16 protein-coding genes and 1 tRNA gene are annotated in these 20,598 nt (G+C 72.4%); 6 read left to right on the top strand and 11 right to left on the bottom strand.

Annotation, left to right across the window (positions count from 1 at the left end; genetic code table 11):
* Positions 1-32 precede the first annotated feature (32 nt).
* The 3 genes from ACF1BN_RS04665 (at position 33) to ACF1BN_RS04675 (ending at position 2,426) form a co-directional block, all read left to right on the top strand.
* The gene (locus tag ACF1BN_RS04665) at positions 33-734 is read left to right on the top strand and encodes a response regulator transcription factor (RefSeq protein WP_392330118.1); all 702 of its coding nucleotides are present in this window, start codon (positions 33-35) and stop codon (positions 732-734) included.
* Between the two features lie 16 nt (positions 735-750).
* Positions 751-2,142 carry an ATP-binding protein gene (locus tag ACF1BN_RS04670; protein WP_392330119.1) on the top strand — a complete coding sequence of 464 codons (1,392 nt, stop codon included), beginning with the start codon at positions 751-753 and terminating at the stop codon, positions 2,140-2,142.
* Between the two features lie 137 nt (positions 2,143-2,279).
* Entirely contained in the window at positions 2,280-2,426 is a 147-nt protein-coding gene (locus tag ACF1BN_RS04675) for a hypothetical protein (protein WP_392330120.1), read from the top strand.
* 79 nt (positions 2,427-2,505) lie between these two features.
* Here ACF1BN_RS04675 and ACF1BN_RS04680 read toward each other — a convergent pair whose 3' ends face one another.
* The 6 genes from ACF1BN_RS04680 to ACF1BN_RS04705 all read right to left on the bottom strand — a co-directional run bounded on the left by ACF1BN_RS04680 (position 2,506) and on the right by ACF1BN_RS04705 (position 10,971).
* Positions 2,506-4,158 (bottom strand): bifunctional aspartate transaminase/aspartate 4-decarboxylase, encoded by a 1,653-nt coding sequence (locus tag ACF1BN_RS04680; RefSeq protein ID WP_392330121.1) that lies wholly within the window; start codon positions 4,156-4,158, stop codon positions 2,506-2,508.
* Positions 4,159-4,180: 22 nt separating this feature from the next.
* Positions 4,181-5,884, bottom strand: coding sequence for an aspartate-alanine antiporter (gene aspT, locus ACF1BN_RS04685; RefSeq protein ID WP_392330122.1), 1,704 nt, complete (start codon positions 5,882-5,884; stop codon positions 4,181-4,183).
* 17 nt (positions 5,885-5,901) lie between these two features.
* Positions 5,902-7,584, bottom strand: a complete 1,683-nt coding sequence (aspT, locus tag ACF1BN_RS04690) for an aspartate-alanine antiporter (protein ID WP_392330123.1) — start codon at positions 7,582-7,584, stop codon at positions 5,902-5,904.
* A gap of 190 nt (positions 7,585-7,774) precedes the next feature.
* Positions 7,775-8,620 carry a carbohydrate ABC transporter permease gene (locus ACF1BN_RS04695; protein WP_392330124.1) on the bottom strand — a complete coding sequence of 282 codons (846 nt, stop codon included), beginning with the start codon at positions 8,618-8,620 and terminating at the stop codon, positions 7,775-7,777.
* On the bottom strand, positions 8,617-9,585 hold the full coding sequence (locus ACF1BN_RS04700) for a carbohydrate ABC transporter permease (RefSeq protein ID WP_392330125.1): 969 nt from the start codon (positions 9,583-9,585) through the stop codon (positions 8,617-8,619). The genes ACF1BN_RS04695 and ACF1BN_RS04700 overlap by 4 nt, the downstream gene beginning before the upstream one ends.
* Positions 9,586-9,630: 45 nt before the next feature.
* Entirely contained in the window at positions 9,631-10,971 is a 1,341-nt protein-coding gene (locus tag ACF1BN_RS04705) for an ABC transporter substrate-binding protein (protein WP_392330126.1), read from the bottom strand.
* A gap of 194 nt (positions 10,972-11,165) precedes the next feature.
* Here ACF1BN_RS04705 and ACF1BN_RS04710 point away from each other — a divergent pair, with 194 nt between their 5' ends.
* Positions 11,166-13,862 (top strand): cellulose binding domain-containing protein, encoded by a 2,697-nt coding sequence (locus ACF1BN_RS04710; protein WP_392330127.1) that lies wholly within the window; start codon positions 11,166-11,168, stop codon positions 13,860-13,862.
* Positions 13,863-13,974: 112 nt separating this feature from the next.
* On the opposite strand, the gene ACF1BN_RS04715 is transcribed toward ACF1BN_RS04710, so the two are convergent.
* The 4 genes from ACF1BN_RS04715 to ACF1BN_RS04730 form a co-directional block, all read right to left on the bottom strand.
* Positions 13,975-14,047: transfer RNA gene (locus ACF1BN_RS04715), tRNA-His, on the bottom strand.
* 119 nt (positions 14,048-14,166) lie between these two features.
* Positions 14,167-14,769, bottom strand: coding sequence for an oligoribonuclease (gene orn / locus ACF1BN_RS04720; RefSeq protein ID WP_392330128.1), 603 nt, complete (start codon positions 14,767-14,769; stop codon positions 14,167-14,169).
* Positions 14,770-14,912: 143 nt separating this feature from the next.
* Positions 14,913-16,082, bottom strand: coding sequence for a helix-turn-helix domain-containing protein (locus ACF1BN_RS04725; RefSeq protein WP_392330129.1), 1,170 nt, complete (start codon positions 16,080-16,082; stop codon positions 14,913-14,915).
* Positions 16,083-16,509: 427 nt separating this feature from the next.
* Positions 16,510-16,905 (bottom strand): hypothetical protein, encoded by a 396-nt coding sequence (locus ACF1BN_RS04730; protein WP_392330130.1) that lies wholly within the window; start codon positions 16,903-16,905, stop codon positions 16,510-16,512.
* Positions 16,906-17,271: 366 nt separating this feature from the next.
* On the opposite strand from ACF1BN_RS04730, the gene ACF1BN_RS04735 reads away from it, so the two are divergent.
* Together ACF1BN_RS04735 and ACF1BN_RS04740 are read left to right on the top strand one after the other, a co-directional pair.
* Positions 17,272-17,793 (top strand): universal stress protein, encoded by a 522-nt coding sequence (locus ACF1BN_RS04735; RefSeq protein WP_030493924.1) that lies wholly within the window; start codon positions 17,272-17,274, stop codon positions 17,791-17,793.
* Positions 17,794-17,958: 165 nt separating this feature from the next.
* Positions 17,959-18,525, top strand: coding sequence for a GPR1/FUN34/YaaH family transporter (locus ACF1BN_RS04740; RefSeq protein ID WP_392330131.1), 567 nt, complete (start codon positions 17,959-17,961; stop codon positions 18,523-18,525).
* 209 nt (positions 18,526-18,734) lie between these two features.
* Here the strand turns inward: ACF1BN_RS04740 and glmS are convergent, their stop codons facing one another.
* Positions 18,735-20,552 (bottom strand): glutamine--fructose-6-phosphate transaminase (isomerizing), encoded by a 1,818-nt coding sequence (gene glmS / locus ACF1BN_RS04745; protein WP_376599358.1) that lies wholly within the window; start codon positions 20,550-20,552, stop codon positions 18,735-18,737.
* Between the last annotated feature and the right edge of the window lie 46 nt (positions 20,553-20,598).

Raw genomic sequence — 20,598 nt, forward strand, 5'->3', positions numbered from 1 at the left:
GGGTGTCGCCCGAATGGCGTACGGTGCCGCCCATGGCAAGTGTGCTCGTGGTCGAGGACGACCAGTTCGTGCGCTCCGCCCTCATCCGGCAGCTGACGGAAGCCTCCTACACCGTACGGAGCGTCGGCACCGCCCTGGAGGCGCTGCGCGAGGTCGCCCATTTCCGCTTCGACGTGGTCGTCCTGGACCTCGGTCTGCCCGACCTGGACGGGTCCGAGGCGCTGAAGATGCTGCGCGGCATCACCGACGTACCGGTGATCATCGCGACGGCCCGGGACGACGAGGCGGAGATCGTCCGGCTGCTGCACGCCGGCGCCGACGACTACCTCGTCAAGCCGTTCTCCGTCGAGCACCTCACCGCCCGGATGGCCGCGGTGCTGCGCCGCGCCCGGGCCGTCTCCGGGGAGCCCGCGCCGACCACCGAGATCCGGGTCGGCGGGCTCGCCATCGACCCGCTGCGCCGCCAGGCCGAACTCGACGGCGTCCCGCTCGACCTGACCCGGCGCGAGTTCGACCTGCTCGCCTTCCTCGCCGGCCGGCCCGGTGTGGTCGTCCCGCGCAAGGAACTGCTCGCCGAGGTGTGGCAGCAGTCCTACGGGGACGACCAGACCATCGACGTGCACCTGTCGTGGCTGCGGCGGAAGCTGGGCGAGACCGCCGCCCGGCCCCGCTACCTCCACACCCTGCGCGGCGTCGGCGTGAAGCTGGAGCCGCCGCGGGAGCACCAGCCGTGAGACGGGAGCGCCGGCCGTGAGATGGGCCCTCGTCAAGGTGTCGCTCGCCGTCACCGCCATGGTCGTCATCGCCTTCGCCGTACCGCTCGGCCTCGTCGTCAAGGAGATGGCCCGCGACCGGGCCTTCTCCAACGCCGAGCGGCGCGGCGCCGGACTCGCCCCGGTCCTCGCGATCACCACCGACCGGGCGGAGCTGGAGAAGGCCGTCGCCACCACCGAGGACGGCGCCGCCGGCCGGCTCGCCGTGCACGTCCCGCCCGCCGGCGCGGACGGCCAGGCCCTGGAGATCGGCACCCGCAGGGCCGGCGTCGACGAGCTGGCCGCCACCCGCACCCTCGGCCGGGCCTCCATCGCCGAGGTCCCCGGCGGCTACGCCCTGCTCCAGCCCACCGCGCTCAGCTCCGGTCAGGTCGCGGTGGTCGAACTCTTCGTCCCCGAGGGCGAGGTGACGAACGGCGTCGCCACCGCCTGGCTCGTCCTCGCCGGGGTCGGCGTCGCCCTGATCGTCGGCTCGCTCGCCGTCGCCGACCGGCTCGGCGTCCGCATGGTCCGCCCCGCCCAGCGCCTCGCGGGCGCCGCCCACGAGCTGGGCGAGGGCCGGCTCGGCGTCCGGGTCGCCGAGGAGGGACCGCCCGAACTCAAGTCGGCCGCCGTCGCCTTCAACTCGATGGCCGACCAGGTCGTGCAGCTCCTCGCCAACGAGCGCGAGCTCGCCGCCGACCTGTCCCACCGGCTCCGCACCCCGCTCACCGTGCTCCGCCTCAACGCCGCCTCGCTCGGCTCCGGGCCCGCCGCCGACCAGACCCGGGCCGCCGTCGAGCAGCTGGAGCGGGAGGTCGACACCATCATCCGCACCGCCCGCGAGGCCAAGCCGCAGACCACCCCGCCGACCGGCCCGGGAGCGGGCTGCGACGCCGCCGAAGTGGTGCGCGAGCGGATGGAGTTCTGGTCGGCCCTGGCCGAGGACGAGGGGCGGCTCGTCCGGCTCGCCGGGGTGGAGCGCCCGGTACGGATCCCGGTGGCGCGCCCCGAACTCGTCGCCGCTCTCGACGCCCTGCTCGGCAACGTCTTCCGGCACACCCCGGAGGGCACCGCCTTCTCCGTCGACGTCCACAACGGCGACGACGCGGTCATCGTCCTCGTGTCGGACGCCGGCCCCGGCATCGCCGACCCGGACGCGGCGCTCGCCCGCGGCAACAGCGGCACCCGGGCGGGCTCCACCGGCCTCGGCCTCGACATCGTGCGCCGCATGGCCGAGTCCACCGGCGGCGACGTCCGGATCGGGCACTCGGTCCTCGGCGGCACCGAGGTCCGCATCTGGATCGGGCTCGGCGCACACCGCCCCGGCGGCTCGGAGGGGCGCCGCTCGCACCGTCCGGCCCGCCGCCGCAAGGCCGGGCGGCGCTGAACCTTTCGTGGTTCCGATGTCCCCCTTAAGCGGACCCTAAGAATCCCGACGAGGCCTCCCCGTACGGCATTTGTCCGCGTCCGGGGAGCTAGCGTGCTTCCGGACCCCCCACCCCGGGCACCACGGAGGCAGCACGCATGGGCAGCAACGGCGGGACAGCGCACCGGCGCCGGACGAGCGGCCGCACCGAGGCAGTCGGCGCGGTCGTCGCCGCCGCGGCCGCCGGGGGCACGGTCCTCCAGCAGCCGCCGGCCTTCACGAAGGCGCTCGCCGCCCACCGGTAGAGCCACCCCTCTCCCCCCACACCGCGTGCCCCGGCCCGGAGCCACCCCACCCCCGGCCGGGGCACGCTTCCGTGCGCGGTCAGGCGCCCCGGGAGGTCTTCCACTCCTCCGCGTAGTCGTCGAAGATCGCCCGCAGGTGGTGGCCGATCTTCAGGTAGTCGAGGTCGTCCAGGTTGGCCAGGGAGACCCGTACGGACCACTCGGGGCCGTCGAAGCCGCCGCCGTTGAGCAGGACGACGCCGGTGTGCTCGGCGAGCCGGAACAGCGGGTCGACGGGCTCGTACTCCTTCTCCAGGAAGTCGGCGAAGTCCTCGCCGTGGACGCGCTCGGCCTCCGCGAGGAGGTCCAGCTCGATGTAGTAGCCGGCCCGCTTGTCGTCGTCGGCGATCTTCATCTGGGCGCCTTCGAGGAGCAGGTCCAGCCGCTGGTTCACGATCGCCCGCAGCCGCTCCTTGTACGCCTGCCCCTCGGGGAGCATGTCGAAGAGCGAGAAGAGCGTCATCATGACCTGCTGCGGCAGCGACAGGCCGGCGGTGTGGTTGAGGGCGACCTGCCGCGAGTCCGCGACCAGCCGGTCGATGAACCGGATCTTCTCCGGCTCCAGGGACAGCGTCCCGTACCGCTTGTCCAGCCGCTCCTTCTCGGCGGCCGGCAGGTCGGCGATCATGCGGTCGATGACGTTGTCGTCGTTGAGGCCGATGACGCCGAGCCGCCAGCCCGTGGCGCCGTAGTGCTTCGAGTACGAGTAGACGAGCAGGGTGTTGTGCGGGAGGTCGGCGGCGATCGAGCGGAAGCCGGGGACGAAGGTGCCGTAGACGTCGTCGGTGACGATCACCAGGTTCGGGTTCTTCTCGGCGACGATCTCCTTGAGCTGGTTCGCGACCCGCTGACTGAGCGCCAGGGACGGCGGGTTGGAGGGGTTGACCAGGCAGAGCAGCTTGATCGAGGGGTCCTCCAGCTTGGCGACCTCCTCCGTCGGGTAGCGCCACTCGCGGACGCCGGTCTCGGTGAAGAGGGAGGCGTTGACGTGGACGACGTCGAACTCGTACGTGTCGAGCTCGGGGATCTCGATGTACGGGGTGAAGACCGGCACCATCAGGGCGATCCGGTCGCCCTTCCTCAGGATCCCGTTCTTCATCAGGGAGTCGAAGACGTAGCACATGGCGGCGGTGCCGCCCTCGGTGGCGAAGTAGGAGACGTTCCCGGCGGGCGGCCGGCCGTCGAACATCTCGTCGTCGACGTAGCCGCGGACGACCTGTTCGGTGTGGGTGAGGATCCGGTCCGGCACCGGGTAGTTGTCGCCGATCGAGCTGTCGGTGAGCTCGTGGACGAAGGCGTCCTTGTCGAAGCCGAAGCGCTCGACGGCGTACTCGACCGACTTCTGGAGCAGCTCGATGCCGGGCAGGTCGGGGTGCTGCCGTACGAAGGTGTCGAAGCGGGCGCCGGAGCCCATGAGTTCGGGCATGCCGCCGAGGTCGTCGGCGGTCCAGACCCGGCGGGACTCGGAGAGCGCGAAGTAGCCGAGGGCGTGGAAGGCCTCGCGGGGGCTGGTCGCGGTCCAGTTCGGGTTGCCGCGGCCCGCGTTGAGCATCTGGACCGAGGACTTGTCCTTCTGTCCGGGCTGGTCGGCCTGGGCGTGCCGGGCGATGGTGATGAACTTGTCCTTCAGCTCGAACGGCGAGAGCTGGGCGAAGGACTTGATCTCCTCGCGGGTGAAGCTGGTCCTGGGCATGGTGTGTCCTTAGGTGCGGCGGTCAGTGGTTGAGGATGACGATCACGGCGCCCCAGATGGTCAGCAGCACGTTGCCCACCGCATAGGGGATCGTGTAGCCGAGCGTGGGGATCTGCGACCTGGACTGCTCGTTGATCGCGCCGATCGCCGCGGTCGTGGTCTGGCCGCCGGCCAGGACGCCCATCAGGATCGGGAAGCGGATCTTCTGGACGTAGTGGCCGACGGCGAAGCCGACGACCAGCGGGATCAGGGTGGCGACCGCGCCCCACAGGAGCAGCCCCCAGCCGGCCGTGGACAGGCCGCTGGTGAAGCTCGGGCCCGCGTTGATGCCGACCACGGCGACGAAGGCGCACAGCCCGAAGGTGTCCATGAACCACTGGGCGCCCGGCGGCACGTTCCCGTACGTCGGGTACTTGCCGCGGATCCAGCCGAAGACCAGGCCCATGATCAGCGCGCCGCCGGAGGTCGACAGCGAGATCGGCACCCCGGAGACGGTGAGCGCCGGGATGCCGACGCAGCCGCCGAGGAAGACGCCGAGGCCGACCCAGAGCATGTCGGTGGCGAAGGAGGTCGGCACGGGCTTGCCGATCGCCCCGCCCGCCGGGTCCACCAGCCGCTTCGGGCCGGTGAGGACCACGGTGTCGCCGCGCTCCAGCTTCGTGGACAGGCGGTAGGGGAACTCGGCGCCGGAGCGGTAGATCCGGTCGATGTAGACCCCGACCATGAAGGGCTCGCGGCGCAGCTCGGCGACCGTCTTGCCGAGCTGCGCCTTGTCGGAGGCGACGACGTGCAGCGTCTCCGTCTCGTAGCCGAGGAGTTCGACGTCGTCGGTCTCGGGGCCGATGTGGGTGCGGGCGTCGAAGTCGACGAGGGAGCCGCGCAGGGCGGAGACGGCGACGGTGTCGCCCTCGCGGAGCACGGTGGCCTGGTCGTGGGGGAGGACCGTGCCGTCGCGCCGCACCCGGGTGAGGTAGATGCGGTGGCCGAGGGCCTTCTGCTGGTTCTCGAAGTCGTCGATCGTGCGGCCCACGAGGTCGGGCCGCGTGATCGTGTACGCGCGGAGCACGACCTCGTAGTAGCCCTCGGCGAGGTCCGGGTTGTCACCGGGGGCGTCCAGCTCCTTGGCGAGCTGCGCGGACTCGGCGGCGAGGTCCCGCTTGTAGAGGCGGGGCAGGATGTTGGCGAGGAGGATGGCGCAGAGGATCGTGCCGAGCGGGTAGGTGACCGCGTACCCGATGGCGACCAGGTTCTCCTCGGTCTTCATCTGGTCGGCGGAGAGCCCCGGCAGGTTGCCGATGGCGTCCTGGGCGACGCCGATGACGGCGGACTGGGTGAGGGCGCCGCCGAGCAGGCCGGCGGAGAGCCCGGGGCCGTACCCGAGCATCACGGCGAAGCCCCAGGAGACCAGCAGGCCGGTGACGCAGACGATGACGGCGTTGACGACCTGCGGCAGCCCGTCCTTCTTGAGGCCGCGGAAGAACTGGGGGCCGACCTTGTAGCCGAGGGCGAAGAGGAAGAGGGTGAAGAAGAGGTTCTTCACCGTCGCGTCGATGGTGATCTTGAACTGGGCGCCGAGCAGCAGGCCCGCGACGAGGCAGCCGGTGACGGCGCCGAGCGCGATCGCCCTGTAGCGGAGCTTCCCGATGAGGAAGCCGAGGGCGACGGTGATGAAGACCAGCAGCTCGGGGTGGGGCTGGAAGATGTTCCGGTTCAGGAAGTCGATCATGGGTGGGGCGCCGCCTCTCAGGCTCCGAGGATGCCGACCAGGAGGGGACCGGTCAGGGGGAGCAGGAAGTTGGAGAGGGTGTACGTGACCGTGTAGCCGAGCATCGGTACGGAGCTCTGCGCGACCTGGGTGATGGAGGTGATCGCCGGTGTCGAGCACTGCTGGCCCGCGATGGCGCCGATCAGCAGCGGACTCTCGATCTTCAGCAGTTTGCGGCCGACGATCAGCGAGATCGTCGCCGGGACGAGGACCATGGCGATGCCCGCGAACGGCAGCAGCGCCCCGTACTCCTTGAGCAGCGGCCCCGCCTGCGGGCCGGAGACCAGACCGGTGCAGGCGATGAAGATGGCCAGGCCCATGTCCTTGAGCGTGGTGGCGGCCTGCGGCGGGAAGGCGCCGAAGGTCTGGGTGCGGGAGCGGAACCAGCCGAAGAGCAGACCGGAGATGAGGCAGCCGCCGCCGGTGCCCAGGGACATGGGGACGTCGCCGAACTTCACCACGACCTGGCCGAGGAGCGAGCCGCAGGCGATGCCGAGGCCCAGGTAGATGAAGTCGGTGGCGTCGTTCCTGACGATCGCGCCGACCTTGGAGGCCAGCCTGCCGAGCGAGGAGCGGGCGCCCACCAGGGTGAGCACGTCACCGCGGTGGACGACGGTCTCCGGTGTGGCGGGCAGGTGGGATTCGTTGCGGAGCACGTCGGTGACGTAGACGCCGCCGGAGGCGATCTCCGGGTGCTCGGTGGTCAGCTGGTCCAGGGACTTGCCGTCCGCCGTCCTGTCGGTGAGGGAGACCTGCTGGGTGGCGAGCGGGGTGTCGAGGCCGGGGACGGCCGGGGTCTCGGGGCCGATCTGCCGGCCCGCCTCGATGATGTTGGCGCGCCGGCCGACGGCGAGCACGAGATCGGAGAGGGTCAGCTCGAAGTCGGGCGGGGGAGGGGTGAGGATCCTGCTGCCCCGCTTCACCGCCTCGACGGTGACCCGGTTGCCGAACCGCCGCTCCAGGTCTGCCACCCGGGCGCCGTCGGCGAGGGTGACGAGGAAGGTGCGGCCGACCATGCCGGGCAGCGCCTCGCGCTCGTCCGCCTCCAGTGCGCCGCCGGAGCCCCGCAGCTTCTCCCACAGCTCGCGGGAGGCGTCGCGGAGGTTGATCCGCAGCAGCATCGGCATGATCTGGCTGGTGTAGATCACGATGGTGATCAGACCGAAGAGGTAGCAGACCGTGTACGCGGTGGCCACGTGGCCCTGGTACTGGGTGATCTGCTCCTGCGTCAGGTCGGAGAGCTTGCCGATGGCCTCGGTGGCCGTGCCGACGACGGCGGACTCGGTGGCGGCGCCGGCCAGGATGCCGGCGGCGGTGCCGACGTCCAGGTCGAACGCCTTGGCGAGGCCGAGGGCGATGCCGACGACGCAGACGACCTCGATCAGGCAGAGGGCGAAGAAGCGCAGGCTCTTCCGGTTGAGGTTGGCGAAGAACTGGGGACCGGCCAGATAGCCGAGCGAGAAGATGAAGAGCGCGAAGAAGATCGTCTTGACGTCGTCGGAGACGGTCACCTTCGCCCAGGCGCCCATGAGCAGCGAGACGATCAGCGTCCCGCAGATGCCGCCGAGGGTGATGGGGCCGACCCGGAGCTTGCCGACGAGGTATCCCGCGGCGAGGCAGAGGAAGAGGGCGAGTTCGGGATGGTCGCGCAGGACTCCCATCCGGCCTCACCCCGCCCACATGAGGAGCAAACCGTTCATTAGCGACATAAGGGGACGCTAACAGCGGAAGATCACCGAAGGCGGACCGCCACACCCGTCCGGGTGAACGCCCCCGGCCCCCCGGCGCCCGGCCCCTGCTTCCTCGCCCGCTCGCCCCCCTCACCCGCTGACCTGCTCGCCCCTCACCCCTTCACCCCTTCACCGCACCCCGCATCACCCCGCCCACGATCTGCCGCCCGAAGAGCGCGAGCACGACGAGCAGCGGCAGCGTCCCGAGCAGCGCTCCCGCCATCACCACCGAGGTGTCCGGCACATAGCCCCGCCCCAGACCGGTCAGCGCGACCTGCACCGTCGGATTGCCCGTCTGCGTCAGCGCGAGGACCGGCCAGAAGAAGTCGTTCCACGCCGCCACGAACGACAGCATCCCCAGCACCGCCATCGCCGGCCGCGCCGCCGGCAGCACCAGGTGCCACACCACCCGCAGCGTCCCCGCCCCGTCCATCCGCGCCGCCTCCAGGAGTTCCGGCGGCAGCGCGCCCAGCAGGTGCTGGCGCATGTAGAAGACGCCGAAGGCCGAGACCAGCGAGGGCAGCACCACCGCCTGGAGCTGGTCCGTCCAGCCCAGCCGGGCGATCAGCAGATAGAGCGGGACGACACCGAGCTGCGGCGGCACCAGCAGCGTCGCCCCCACCAGCAGCAGCAGCGGTCCCCGGAAGCGGAACCGCAGCCGGGCGAAGGTGAAACCGGCCAGCGTGGAGAAGAGCACCGTCCCGGTCGCCACCGCCCCCGCCACGATCGCGGTGTTGGCGAGCGCCTCGCCCATCCCGCCCTCGCCCCAGGCCACCGACAGGTTCCGTCCCAGGTTCCGCCCGAACCAGAACGGCGGCGGGCTCTCCGCCAGCCGCCCGCTCGTCCGGGAGGCGGCCACCGCCGTCCACAGCAGCGGGAGGACGGACACCGCCGTGAACAGGACGAGCAGCAGATACGTCCCCCACCCGCCCCGCTCGTACGACTCCGGGCCCGCCCGCCCCGTCACCGCCGCACGCCCTTCCCGCGGACCAGCCGCACCACCCCGAGGACCACCACCAGGATCAGCAGCATCGCCCAGGCGATCGCCGCCGCCCGCCCCAGATGCAGGTTCACCCAGCCCTGCTCGTACAGGTAGAGACCCAGCGTCTGGTACTGGTGGTCCGCCCCGCCCGACGCGCCCGCCCCGCTGCTGAAGAGCAGCGGCTCGCCGAAGAGCTGCACGGCCCCGATCGTCGACACCAGACCCGTGAAGACCAGTGCCGGCCGCAGCCCCGGCAGCGTCACGTGCCAGAACCGTCGCCCGCGCGAGGCCCCGTCCAGCGCCGCCGCCTCGTACAGCTCGTGCGGGATCGTCTGCATCGCCGCCAGATAGATCAGCGCGTTGTAGCCGGTCCAGCGCCAGATCACGATCGACGCCACCGCGAACTTCGACGCCCACGGCCCGTTCTGCCAGTCCACCGGATCCAGCCCGACCACACCGAGCGCCCAGTTCACCATCCCCTGGTCGCGCCCGTAGAAGAGCGCGAAGACGAGCGTCGCCGCCGCCACCGAGGTCGCGTACGGGGCCAGCGCCGCCACCCGGAAGAAGAGCCGCCCGCGCAGCCGCGCGTCCAGCAGGTGCGCGGCGCCCAGCGCGAGCAGCAGCTGCGGCACGGTCGCGAGCACCCCGATCACGACCGTGTTCGCCAGCGCGTTCCAGAAGAAGTCGTCGGAGAGCAGCCGCGCGTAGTTGTGCAGGCCCACCCACTCCCGGGCCTCCGGCGCCGTCAGCTCCACCCGGAAGAGGGAGGTCCACGCCGTCGCCACCAGCGGGAACAGCCCGAACGCCGCGAACAGCAGGAAGAAGGGGGCGACCAGCACGTACGGCGCCGCCCGCGACCGCAGCCGGCCCAGCCGCTCCCGCCGTGCCCGGCCCGCCGGTGCCACCGGCGCGAGCGCCCGCTCCACCACGTCCTCGGCCGTCCCGCTCACCGCATCACGTCCTCGCTCGCCCGCACCGCCTCGGCCACCCGCCCCTCACCGGTCCAGAGCGTTGTCGATGGCCTTCATCGCCGCCCGCCACGCCGACTCCGGCGACCGGCCCGTCTGGTCGACCTGGAGCATCCCGGTGTCGGACAGGATCTGGTTCACCAGGCCGTCCTTCGGCCCGACCGGCGCCACCGGCACCCCCATGGCCGCCGCCGAGTAGATCCGGCCCACCGGCGCGTCGCCGAAGTACGGATGCCGGGCGCCTCGCACCTGCGGCAGACCGAACGCGGCCTCGGCGCTCGGGAAGCTGCCGCGCCGCTCGAAGAGCACCGCCTGCTGCTCCGGCGCGGTCAGCCAGGCCGCCAGCTCCGCCGCCTCCCCGACGTGTCTCCCGGCCGCCGGGACGACCAGGAAGGAGCCGCCCCAGTTCCCCGGCCGGGGCGCCTTCGCGACGTCCCACTTCCCCTCGCCGTCCGGGCCGCCCTTGTCCTGGATGTAGCCGAGCATCCACGCGGGGCAGGCGATCGAGGCGAACCGCCCGTGCGCGAAGCCCTGGTCCCAGTCGGGGGTGAACTGCTGGAGCCTGGCCGTCAGCCCGTGCTCCGCGAACTGGGCGCCGAGGTCCCAGGCGGCCCGTACGGCCGGGTTGACCGCCACCACCAGCCGTCCCTCGGCGTCGTAGTAGCGCAGCCTCGCCCCCGAGATCACGGCCGCCATCACCCCGGACGCGGAGTCGGTGAACGCCACGCCCTCGGGCGCCCGCCCGGCGAACCGGCGGCCCGTCTCCAGGTACCTGCGCCAGTCCCCGGCCCACAGCCGGCCCACCTCCTCCCGGTCGGTGGGCAGCCCGGCGGCGGCGAAGTGGTCCTTGCGGTAGCAGACGGCGAGCGGCCCGATGTCGGTGCCGAGCCCCAGCACCCGCCCGTCCTCCGTCCGGGCCTGCGCCCACTTCCACGGCAGGAAGGCGCTCTCCTCCACCCCGGGCGCGTGCGCCAGGTCGACGAGCCGCCCGGCCTGGGTGTCGACGACCTCCGCGATGTTGCCGACCTCGACGGCCTGGACGTCGGCGAGGCCGGCGCCGGCCGTGAGGTGGGTGAGCAGCTGCGGGTAGTAGACGTCGGCGCGGGCGAGGGAGGTCTGCCGGATCGCGATGTCCGGGTGGAGCCGCATGTACGTGTCGTAGAGCCCGGCCTCCTTGAGGCCGAAGGTGCCGTAGACGCCGACGGTCAGTGTCACCGGGCGCCCCGAGCCGTCCACGGCCCCGTCCGAGCCGGCCGCCGGGGGCACCGGGGGATCGGTGGCGCAGCCGCCGAGCAGCGCGGCGGCGATCAGCAGGGCGAGGGCCCGCCGGCGGTGCCCCCGTGGTCGTGTCGCGGTCCTCCACCCCATGGACCCCGACCGTAGGCGGCGGGGGCGGGGCGGCCCGCGGGGCGGCGCCGGGGGCGGGGCGGTCCTCACCCGTTCGGCGGATCGGCCGGAGGGGGTCGTCGAACGTCTTCGACGGGTTCCGCGTCTTGACCGTGTTCTGACGGCGACCAGATAGTGGGAGCGCTCCCACTATCTGATCTCGCGACGGGATACCCATGCGCAGACCACGACTCCTCGCCGGGCTCGCGGGGCTGGCCCTCACGGCCGGGCTCCTCGCGGGCGCCCTGCCGGCCGGCGCCGCCGAGCCGGCCCCCTCGTCCGCCCCCGCCCGGGCCGCCGCCTCCTCGTACACCTGGAAGAACGTCCGGATCGACGGCGGCGGCTTCGTCCCCGGGCTGGTCTTCAACCGGACCGAGAAGAACCTCCTCTACGCCCGCACCGACATCGGCGGCGCCTACCGCTGGGACCAGGCCGGCTCCGCCTGGGTCCCGCTCCTCGACCACATCGGCTGGGACGACTGGGGCCACACCGGCGTCGTCTCCCTCGCCTCCGACTCCGCCGACCCGGACCGGGTGTACGCCGCCGTCGGCACGTACACCAATGACTGGGACCCCGGCTCGGGCGCCGTCCTGCGCTCCGCCGACCGGGGCGCCACCTGGCAGCGCGCCGACCTCCCCTTCAAGCTCGGCGGCAACATGCCCGGCCGGGGCATGGGCGAACGCCTCGCCGTCGACCCGCACAGGAACAGCGTGCTCTACCTCGGCGCCCCCAGCGGCAACGGCCTGTGGCGCTCCACCGACTCCGGCGCCACCTGGGCGAAGGTCACCTCCTTCACCAACCCCGGGGATCACCGGCAGGACCCCACCGACACCAGCGGCTACAACTCCGACGAGCAGGGCATCGTCTGGGTCACCTTCGACGAGTCCACCGGCAGCGGGACCGGCGCCGCGGCCACCGCCACGAAGACGATCTACGTCGGCGTCGGCGACAAGGAGAACGCCGTCTACCGCTCCACCGACGCGGGCGCCACCTGGACCCGCCTGGCCGGCCAGCCCACCGGGTACCTCGCCCACAAGGGCGTCCTCGACGCGCGGAACGGCCACCTCTACCTCGCGTACAGCGACACCGCCGGCCCGTACGACGGCGGCAAGGGCCGGGTCTGGCGGTACACGACGGCCACCGGCGAGTGGAAGGACATCAGTCCCGTCGCCGAGGCCGACACCTACCACGGCTTCAGCGGTCTCACCCTCGACCGGCAGCGCCCCGGCACGGTCATGGTCTCCGCCTACAGCTCCTGGTGGCCCGACACCCAGATCTTCCGCTCCACCGACTCCGGCACCACCTGGACCAGGGCCTGGGACTACTCCTCGTACCCGGACCGGACCGACCGCTACACGATGGACGTCTCCTCCGTGCCCTGGCTGACCTGGGGCGGCGCCCCCACCCCGCCCGAGCGGACCCCCAAGCTCGGCTGGATGACCGAGGCGCTGGAGATCGACCCCTTCGACTCGGACCGCATGCTGTACGGCACCGGCGCCACGGTCTACGGCACCACCGAACTCACGAAGTGGGACAGGGACGCGACGTTCACCATCCGGCCGATGGTGAAGGGCCTGGAGGAGACCGCCGTCCTCGACCTCGTCTCACCGCCCTCCGGCGCCCCGCTGATCAGCGCCCTCGGCGACGTCGGCGGCTTCCGCCACACCGACCTCGGCGCCGTCCCGCCGATGATGTTCACCTCCCCGAACTTCACCTCCACCACCAGCCTCGACTACGCCGAGACGGCCCCGGACACGCTGGTCCGCTCCGGCCACCTCGACGGCGGGCCCCGGATCGCCTTCTCCACCGACAACGGCGCCCACTGGTTCCCGGGACAGGAGCCCGCCGGTGTCACCGGCGGCGGCACCGTCGCCGCGGCCGCCGACGGCGGCCGCTTCGTCTGGAGCCCCGAAGGCACCGCCGGCGTCCACACCGCCACCGGCCACGGCACCTCGTGGACCGCCGCCGCCGGCATCCCGGCCGGCGCCACCGTCGAGTCCGACCGGGTCGACCCGAAGACCTTCTACGGCTTCGCGGACGGCACCTTCTACGCCTCCACCGACGGCGGCCTCACCTTCACCGCCAGGGCCACCGGCCTGCCCGCCGAGGGCAACGTCCGCTTCAAGGCCGTCCCCGGGAGGAAGGGCGACATCTGGCTCGCCGGCGGCGCCCCCGACGCCGCGTACGGCCTGTGGCACTCCACCGACGGCGGCGCCACCTTCACCCGTCTCCCCGGTGTCGACCAGGCCGACGCCATCGGCTTCGGCAAGGCCGCCCCGGACGCCGGCTACCCCGCGCTCTACTCCAGCGCGAAGATCGGCGGCGTCCGGGGCATCTTCCGCTCCACCGACGCCGGCGCCACCTGGGTCCGGGTCAACGACGACGCCCACCAGTGGGGCTGGACCGGCGCCACCATCACCGGCGACCCGCGCGTCTACGGCCGGGTGTACGTCGCCACCAACGGACGCGGCATCCTCTACGGCGACACGAGCGAGACCGGCGGCGGCGACGGGGGAGGCGACGGCGGCACCGACCCGGGCACCCCGCCCGCGGGCGGCTGCGAGGTCGCGTACAGGATCGTCAACCAGTGGCAGGGCGGCTTCCAGGCCGACGTCACCGTGACCAACACCTCCACCACCGCCTGGAACGGCTGGAGTCTCGGCTGGACCTTCGCCGCGGGGCAGACCGTCGGCCAGGCGTGGAACGCCACCGCCGGCCAGACCGGCACCGCCGTCACCGCGAGGAACGCCGGCTGGAACGGCACCGTGGCACCCGGCGGCTCCGCCTCCTTCGGCTTCACGGGCGGCTGGACCGGCACCAACCCCGCACCCGCGGCCTTCACCCTCGGAGGCGCCCGCTGCTCCTCCGGCTGACCGAGTCCGCACCCCTCCGCTCCTGACGGGCACGCGAACGCCCTTGGCCGGCAACGGGTACGCGAGAACGACCGAGGCCCCGGTTCTTCCGAACCGGGGCCTCGACCATCAGGGTGAGTAACGGGACTCGAACCCGCGACATCCTGGACCACAACCAGGTGCTCTACCAGCTGAGCTATACCCACCACGACCGGCGGTTTTCCCGAAGGTTTCCCCGACCGGCCGAGAAGAAGTCTACAGGGTTCCGAGGGGTGCTCGCGCACACGTTTTCCCCGGGTGCGCGAGCGGGTTCCCCGGACGGCGGTTACTCCGCCGGGACGACGTGCCGGGCCGCGATCTCCTTCGCGGTCTCCGAGTCGGGACCGGGCTGCGGGACGAAGACCGCCTCCCGGTAGTAGCGCAGCTCGGCGATGGACTCGCGGATGTCGGCGAGCGCCCGGTGGTTGCCGTTCTTCTCCGGACTGTTGAAGTACGCCCTCGGGTACCAGCGGCGCGCCAGTTCCTTGACCGAGGACACATCGACGATCCGGTAGTGCAGGTGGTTCTCCAGGGCGGGCATGTCCCGGGCGAGGAAGCCGCGGTCGGTGGAGACCGAGTTCCCGCACAGCGGAGCCTTGCCGGGCTCCTTCACGTGCTCCCGGATGTACGCCAGCACCTGCGCCTCCGCGTCGGCCAGCGTGGTGCCGCCGGCCAGCGCGTCGAGCAGGCCGGAGCTCGTGTGCATCTGGCGCACGATCTCCGGCATGGTCTCCAGGGCACGGTCCGGAGGGCGGATCACGATGTCCACGCCTTCGCCGAGCACGTTCAGTTCCGAGTCGGTGACCAGCGCGGCCACCTCGATGAGTGCGTCGTCCGTCAGCGAGAGCCCGGTCATCTCGCAGTCGATCCACACCATGCGATCGTTCATGCGTCCTACCTTAGGCGCGAAGTGCGGGGGCGCGATCCCGGTGGGGGACCGCCGGACAGGCCGGCGGGCGCCCGGGGGAGGTGCCCCCGGACGCCCGCCGGTACCGCGTCACGCCGCTTGTGGCGGCGCAGTCCTCGTCGCCGCTACGGCGCGCTCCGCTGGCCCGGGAGCGCCGCCCGGCCCGACGAGTAGGCGTCGCCCTGCGGCTTGCCCGGCTCCAGGTGGCCGCCGGGGCGGCGGATTCCGGCCGACACCTGCGCGGGCACCGCCGACTCCAGCACCGCCGTCGCCGGCTCGCTCTGCGGCCGCCGGGCCCGGTACGCCGCCCGGTAGGCGGCCGGCGAGGAGCCGAGCTGCCGCCGGAAGTGGCCGCGCAGCGCCACCGGCGAGCGGAAGCCGCAGCGCCCCGCGACCTCGTCCACCGAGTAGTCGGAGGTCTCCAGGAGCCGCTGCGCCTGGAGCACCCGCTGGGTGATCAGCCACTGGAGCGGCGCGGAACCGGTCAGCGAGCGGAAACGGCGGTCGAAGGTCCGCCGTGACATGTACGCACGGGCCGCCAGGGTCTCCACGTCGAACTGCTCGTGGAGGTGCTCCAGCGCCCAGGCCACGACCTCGGCGAGCGGGTCGGAGCCGATCTCCTCGGGTAAAGACCTGTCGAGGTAGCGCTCCTGACCGCCGCTGCGCCGCGGCGGGACGACCAGCCGGCGCGCCAGCGCGCCGGCGGCCTCGGTGCCGTGGTCGGTCCGCACGATGTGCAGGCAGAGATCGATTCCGGCCGCGGTGCCGGCGGAGGTGAGCACGTCGCCGTCGTCGACGAAGAGCTCCCGCGGGTCCACGTGGACCGACGGGTAGCGCTTGGCGAGCGTCGGCGCGTACATCCAGTGCGTGGTCGCCGGGCGGCCGTCGAGCAGGCCGGCCGCGGCGAGGACGAACGCCCCGGTGCACAGGCCGACGATCCTGGCCCCTTCCTCGTGCGCCCTGCGGAGGGCCTCCAGGGCCTCCGGCGGCGGCGGCGAGGTGATCGAGCGCCAGGCGGGGACGACGACCGTCCCGGCGCGGCCGATCGCCTCCAGGCCGTACGGCGCGGTGAGTTCGAGCCCGCCGGTGGTCCGCAGAGGACCCTCCTCGCCGGCGCAGACGAGCAGCCGGTAGCGGGGCACCCCGGCGTCCTGCCGGTCGATGCCGAACACGGAGAGCGGGATGGAACTCTCGAAGATGGGGCCGCCGCTGAACAGCAGCACCGCGACGACTTCGCGACGGCGTCGCCCGGACAGCTTCCGTGCGACCTCCGGTGCGGCGGAGTCCTGGCTCATGGCGCTAAGCCCCCCTCGGTGTTGGCGTCTCCCTGGTCGTGTCGCTGTGCCACGTTTCCCCTCGGTTTTGCACGAGACCCCAGTCTTCGGTACCCATGATCGAATCTACTGCGTCCCGTGGCGCCGGCGTGACAACTTCTCCATCCGGCAGATTGTCGACAAGGCCACTTGGCGTGAAGCGATCGATCGCCGGGTGATCGGCCGGAGAGATCCCCGGACGGGCCCCGGTCCGGCGAAGTAGCCGCAAGCGGGGGGTGCGGCCCTCTGGTGCAGGGCTTTCCCCGGTGAGCGGCGGAGGGTTGGCGTACCGTTTCGGCAAGGACGCGCCAGGAACTTCAAGTTGGCTGAAAACGTATGGGATCGGCTGTGCGAACCTGTCAACTCGACGGGGGTCCGCGGCCGTCCGCGGCCCTCTGCGGCCGCCCGTTCAGCCCCGGCGGCGTCCCCCCGACCCACCGGCCCCGCCCGCGGATCCCTCGGTGCGCAGCCCCCGCTCCGCCCGGCGCAGCAGCAGCCGGCAGGCGGCCGTCACGGAGGCGAGCCCGAGCGCGGCCCCGCCCGCGCCGCCCAGCGAGGTCCCGAAGGCGACGAGCACCAGCGGGACGAGGGCGCAGCAGAAGACCGCCCAGCGGACCACGTCCCCGGCCGGGTCCCCGAACCCGCCGCCGGTCGTCCCCGGATCCGCCGCCGTGTCCGCCCAGGGCCCCGACGGCCCGCCCGTCTCCGGGGCGACCGGCGCCGAGGGGCCCGGCACGCCGGTCCGCCGGCGGGAGCGGACGGAGGGGGCGGGCACGGTCGAGGCGGGGGTGGACGGTGCGGGCACGGGCGGTCTCCCTGCGGCGGTGATCCGGACCTGTGGGGAACGAGGAACGGAAGGTTCCGGTCACTCTGAGCGACGCCCGTTCGGCCCTCGGGGCCGCGGCCGGAGGACGCCTGTAGGGCACATCCGGCATTGCCAGATGGTGAACCCTTCGTGCATCCTCCGGAGGACACCGAGCGCGCCGAGCCGCGCACGAGCGGTCAGCACGCCGGGAGTGGCACGGCGGGCCCTGGGCAGGAGAGGAGTGTCGCCGTACCCTTGGGGGTATGGGCTTGGGAAGATGATTCCCGGACACAGCTCCGCCGCCACCCGTTGTTCCGCTCCCCTCCACCGTCCCTTCCCACGAGGACTGCTTTAGCCGAGACACCGATGGCCGGTCACGAATTCCCCGAACCCGCGGACCGCAAGCGCGTCGCCGACTCCACGGTGGACCCCCTCGCGGTCGAACAGCCACGCCACGCCTGCGACCCGGCCTTCCGGCACGGTGTCGTCGTGGGCTTCGACGGCTCCATGTCCAGCGAGCGCGCCCTGGCGTACGCCATCGGCATGGCCCGGCGCTCCGGCTCCGGCCTGATCATCGTGCATGTCGCGAACCGGCTCCCCACCACGGTCTGGGCGGGGTGCGAGCCGCCGGTCTTCGTCGACGTCCCCGACCACCGCACCGAGGTGCTGGGCCTTGAGCTGGCCTGCGCGGACCACCTCTCCGAGGTGCCGTGGATCCTGGTCGAGCGCGGCGGGGACATCTGCCACGAGCTGGAGGAGGTCGGCCGCGAGTACTCGGCCGACGCGATCGTGGTCGGATCGACGCACGGCATCGTCGGACGGATCTTCGGCTCGGTGGCCGGCCGGCTCGCGCGGCGCGCGCAGCGGCCCGTGATCGTCATCCCGTAGCGGCGCCCGGACCCCGCCCGTCCCGCCTGACTCTCCCTCAACTCCCTTGCCCCGGCGATATTTTCTGCCCGCCTCAGGTGATTTGTGTGCTTGTGAAGGGTAGTTAAGGAGGACCGGAACACAGCAGCTCAAGCGGCATCACCGCTCGTTCGAAGGGAGCCCGTCGTGAACAAGGACGTCGCGTCGGGGAACGGCACCAGCACCCTCGGAAACCTCGCACTCGGACTGACCCTCCTGGCCTTCGGCCTGGGCGGCACCGGTCTGATCGACAACGTCGCGGCAGCCGATGCCGCGGGCCTCGCCACCTGGGTCGGCGGCGTGGCGCTCTTCCTGGTCGGCCTGCTCGCCCTGCGCGCGGGCGACACCGGCGACGGCACGGCCTTCGCGGCGCTCGGCGCCTTCTGGTTCACCTGGGGGACCGGAGCGGCCGGCGGGGCCTCGGCGGACGCCGCCGGCCTCTTCCTGCTCCTGTGGGCGCTCCTGGCGCTCACGCTGACGCTGGCCGCCTCCGGCGGCGGGGTCCTCGGGCAGGGCGTGTACGGGCTCCTCTTCGTCGCGCTGCTGCTCTCGGGCATCGCCGCGCTGGCGGGCAGCGAGGGCCTCGGCAAGGCGGGCGGCTGGGTGGCCGCACTGGCCGGCCTCGCGGCCTGGTACGGCGCCACGGCGGCGGTGGCCGGCTGGCCGACCGCCCTGGGGCGGTCGAGCCGCAGCAGCACGGCGGCCGCGGCGTAACCCCGCGGGGCCCGGCGAGTGGGCCGGGCCTCCGGAAGAGCAGGCGGACCGCGCCTGGAGAGAAGAACGGCCCCTCGCGCTCCTGGGAAGCGCGAGGGGCCGTTCCTCGTGTCCGGTCGGCTCCGCCGGGGGACAGGCCCGGCGTACGGCTCCGGGGGACAGGCCCGGGGCCGTGGTGCGCTCGGCGGGTGACAGGTCCCGCCGGGCGACTACTCGACCGTGACGGACTTGGCCAGGTTGCGCGGCTTGTCGATGTCGCGGCCCATGGCGAGGGCGGTGTGGTAGGCGAAGAGCTGGAGCGGGATGCCCATGAGGATCGGGTCGAGCTCGTCCTCGTTCTTCGGGACCACGATGGTGTGGTCGGCCTTCGCCTGCGGCTGGTGCGCGACGGCGAGGATGCGGCCGGAGCGGGCCTTGATCTCCTCCAGGGCGGCGCGGTTCTTCTCCAGCAGGTCGTCGTCGGGGACGATCGCGACCGTCGGCAGGGCGGGCTCGATGAGGGCGAGCGGGCCGTGCTTGAGCTCGGAGGCCGGGTACGCCTCGGCGTGGATGTAGGAGATCTCCTTCAGCTTGAGGGAGGCCTCCAGGGCGACCGGGTAGCCCCGGACGCGGCCGATGAACATCATCGACTGGGCGCCGGCGTACTCGGCGGCGATCCGCTTGATCTCGTCCTCGGTCTTGAGGATCTCCTCGATCTGCGCGGGGAGCCTGCGCAGGCCCTCGATGATCCGCTTGCCGTCGGTGACGGAGAGGTCGCGGATGCGGCCGAGGTGGAGGGCGAGGAGCGCGAAGGCGGTGACCGTGTTGGTGAAGCACTTGGTGGAGACGACGCAGACCTCGGGGCCGGCGTGGACGTAGACGCCGCCGTCGGCCTCGCGGGCGATGGCGGAGCCGACCACGTTGACCACGCCGAGGACGCGGGCGCCCTTGCGCTTGAGCTCCTGGACGGCGGCCAGCACGTCGTAGGTCTCGCCGGACTGGGAGACGGCGATGTACAGCGTGTCGGGGTCCACGACCGGGTTGCGGTAGCGGAACTCGGAGGCCGGCTCGGCGTCGGCCGGGATGCGGGCCATGCCCTCGATGAGGGAGGCGCCGATCATGCCGGCGTGGTACGAGGTGCCGCAGCCGAGGATCTTGATGCGGCGGATGGTGCGGGCCTCGCGCGGGTCGAGGTTGAGGCCGCCGAGGTGCACGGTGGAGAAGCGGTCGTCGATCCGGCCGCGCAGCACGCGGTCGACCGCGTCGGGCTGCTCGGAGATCTCCTTGTGCATGTACGTGTCGTGGCCGCCCATGTCGTAGGAGGCGGCCTCCCACTCGACGGTCTCCGGGGTCGCCGTGGTGGAGGCGCCGGCGACGGTGTAGGTGCGGAAGTCGTCGGCCTTCAGGGTGGCCATCTCGCCGTCGTCGAGGGTGACGACCTGGCGGGTGTGGGCGATGAGCGCGGCCACGTCGGAGGCGACCAGCATCTCCTTCTCGCCGATGCCGAGGATGACCGGGGAGCCGTTGCGGGCGACGACGATGCGGTCGTTGAAGTCGGCGTGCATCACGGCGATGCCGTAGGTGCCCTCGATGACCTTGAGCGCGTCGCGGACCTTGTCCTCCAGGGACTCGGCCTGGGAGCGGGCGATGAGGTGGGTGATGACCTCGGTGTCCGTCTCGGAGGCGAAGACGACGCCGTCGGCCTCCAGCTTGGCGCGGAGCTCCTGGGCGTTGTCGACGATGCCGTTGTGGACGACCGCGACCTTGTTCTCGGGGTCCAGGTGGGGGTGCGAGTTGTGGTCGCTCGGGGCGCCGTGGGTGGCCCAGCGGGTGTGCGCGATGCCGGTGGTGCCGGAGAAGCGCTTGGGGACGCGGGCTTCCAGGTCACGGACCCGGCCCTTGGCCTTGACCATCTTCAGCGCCGCGCTCTTCGGGCTGTTGATGACGAGGCCGGCGGAGTCGTAGCCGCGGTACTCCAGGCGGGCCAGGCCCTCCAGGAGCAGCGGCGCCACGTCGCGCTTACCGATGTAACCGACAATTCCGCACATAAAGGAAACCCCTCCGGTTGGTGAAAGACGGTGCTGTCCCGTCGTG

Origin of the sequence: Streptomyces sp. NPDC014861, assembly GCF_043081625.1 — a bacterium.
Taxonomy (GTDB): Bacteria; Actinomycetota; Actinomycetes; order Streptomycetales; family Streptomycetaceae; genus Streptomyces.

Bases quoted from the DNA above. Each gene is read 5' to 3' on its own strand.
- ACF1BN_RS04665 (WP_392330118.1), top strand. From the start codon at position 33: ATGGCAAGTGTGCTCGTGGTCGAGGACGACCAGTTCGTGCGCTCCGCC.
- ACF1BN_RS04675 (WP_392330120.1), top strand. From the start codon at position 2,280: ATGGGCAGCAACGGCGGGACAGCGCACCGGCGCCGGACGAGCGGCCGC.
- ACF1BN_RS04680 (WP_392330121.1), bottom strand. From the start codon at position 4,158: ATGCCCAGGACCAGCTTCACCCGCGAGGAGATCAAGTCCTTCGCCCAG.
- aspT (WP_392330122.1), bottom strand. From the start codon at position 5,884: ATGATCGACTTCCTGAACCGGAACATCTTCCAGCCCCACCCCGAGCTG.
- aspT (WP_392330123.1), bottom strand. From the start codon at position 7,584: ATGGGAGTCCTGCGCGACCATCCCGAACTCGCCCTCTTCCTCTGCCTC.
- ACF1BN_RS04705 (WP_392330126.1), bottom strand. From the start codon at position 10,971: ATGGGGTGGAGGACCGCGACACGACCACGGGGGCACCGCCGGCGGGCC.
- ACF1BN_RS04710 (WP_392330127.1), top strand. From the start codon at position 11,166: ATGCGCAGACCACGACTCCTCGCCGGGCTCGCGGGGCTGGCCCTCACG.
- orn (WP_392330128.1), bottom strand. From the start codon at position 14,769: ATGAACGATCGCATGGTGTGGATCGACTGCGAGATGACCGGGCTCTCG.
- ACF1BN_RS04725 (WP_392330129.1), bottom strand. From the start codon at position 16,082: ATGAGCCAGGACTCCGCCGCACCGGAGGTCGCACGGAAGCTGTCCGGG.
- ACF1BN_RS04735 (WP_030493924.1), top strand. From the start codon at position 17,272: ATGGCCGGTCACGAATTCCCCGAACCCGCGGACCGCAAGCGCGTCGCC.
- glmS (WP_376599358.1), bottom strand. From the start codon at position 20,552: ATGTGCGGAATTGTCGGTTACATCGGTAAGCGCGACGTGGCGCCGCTG.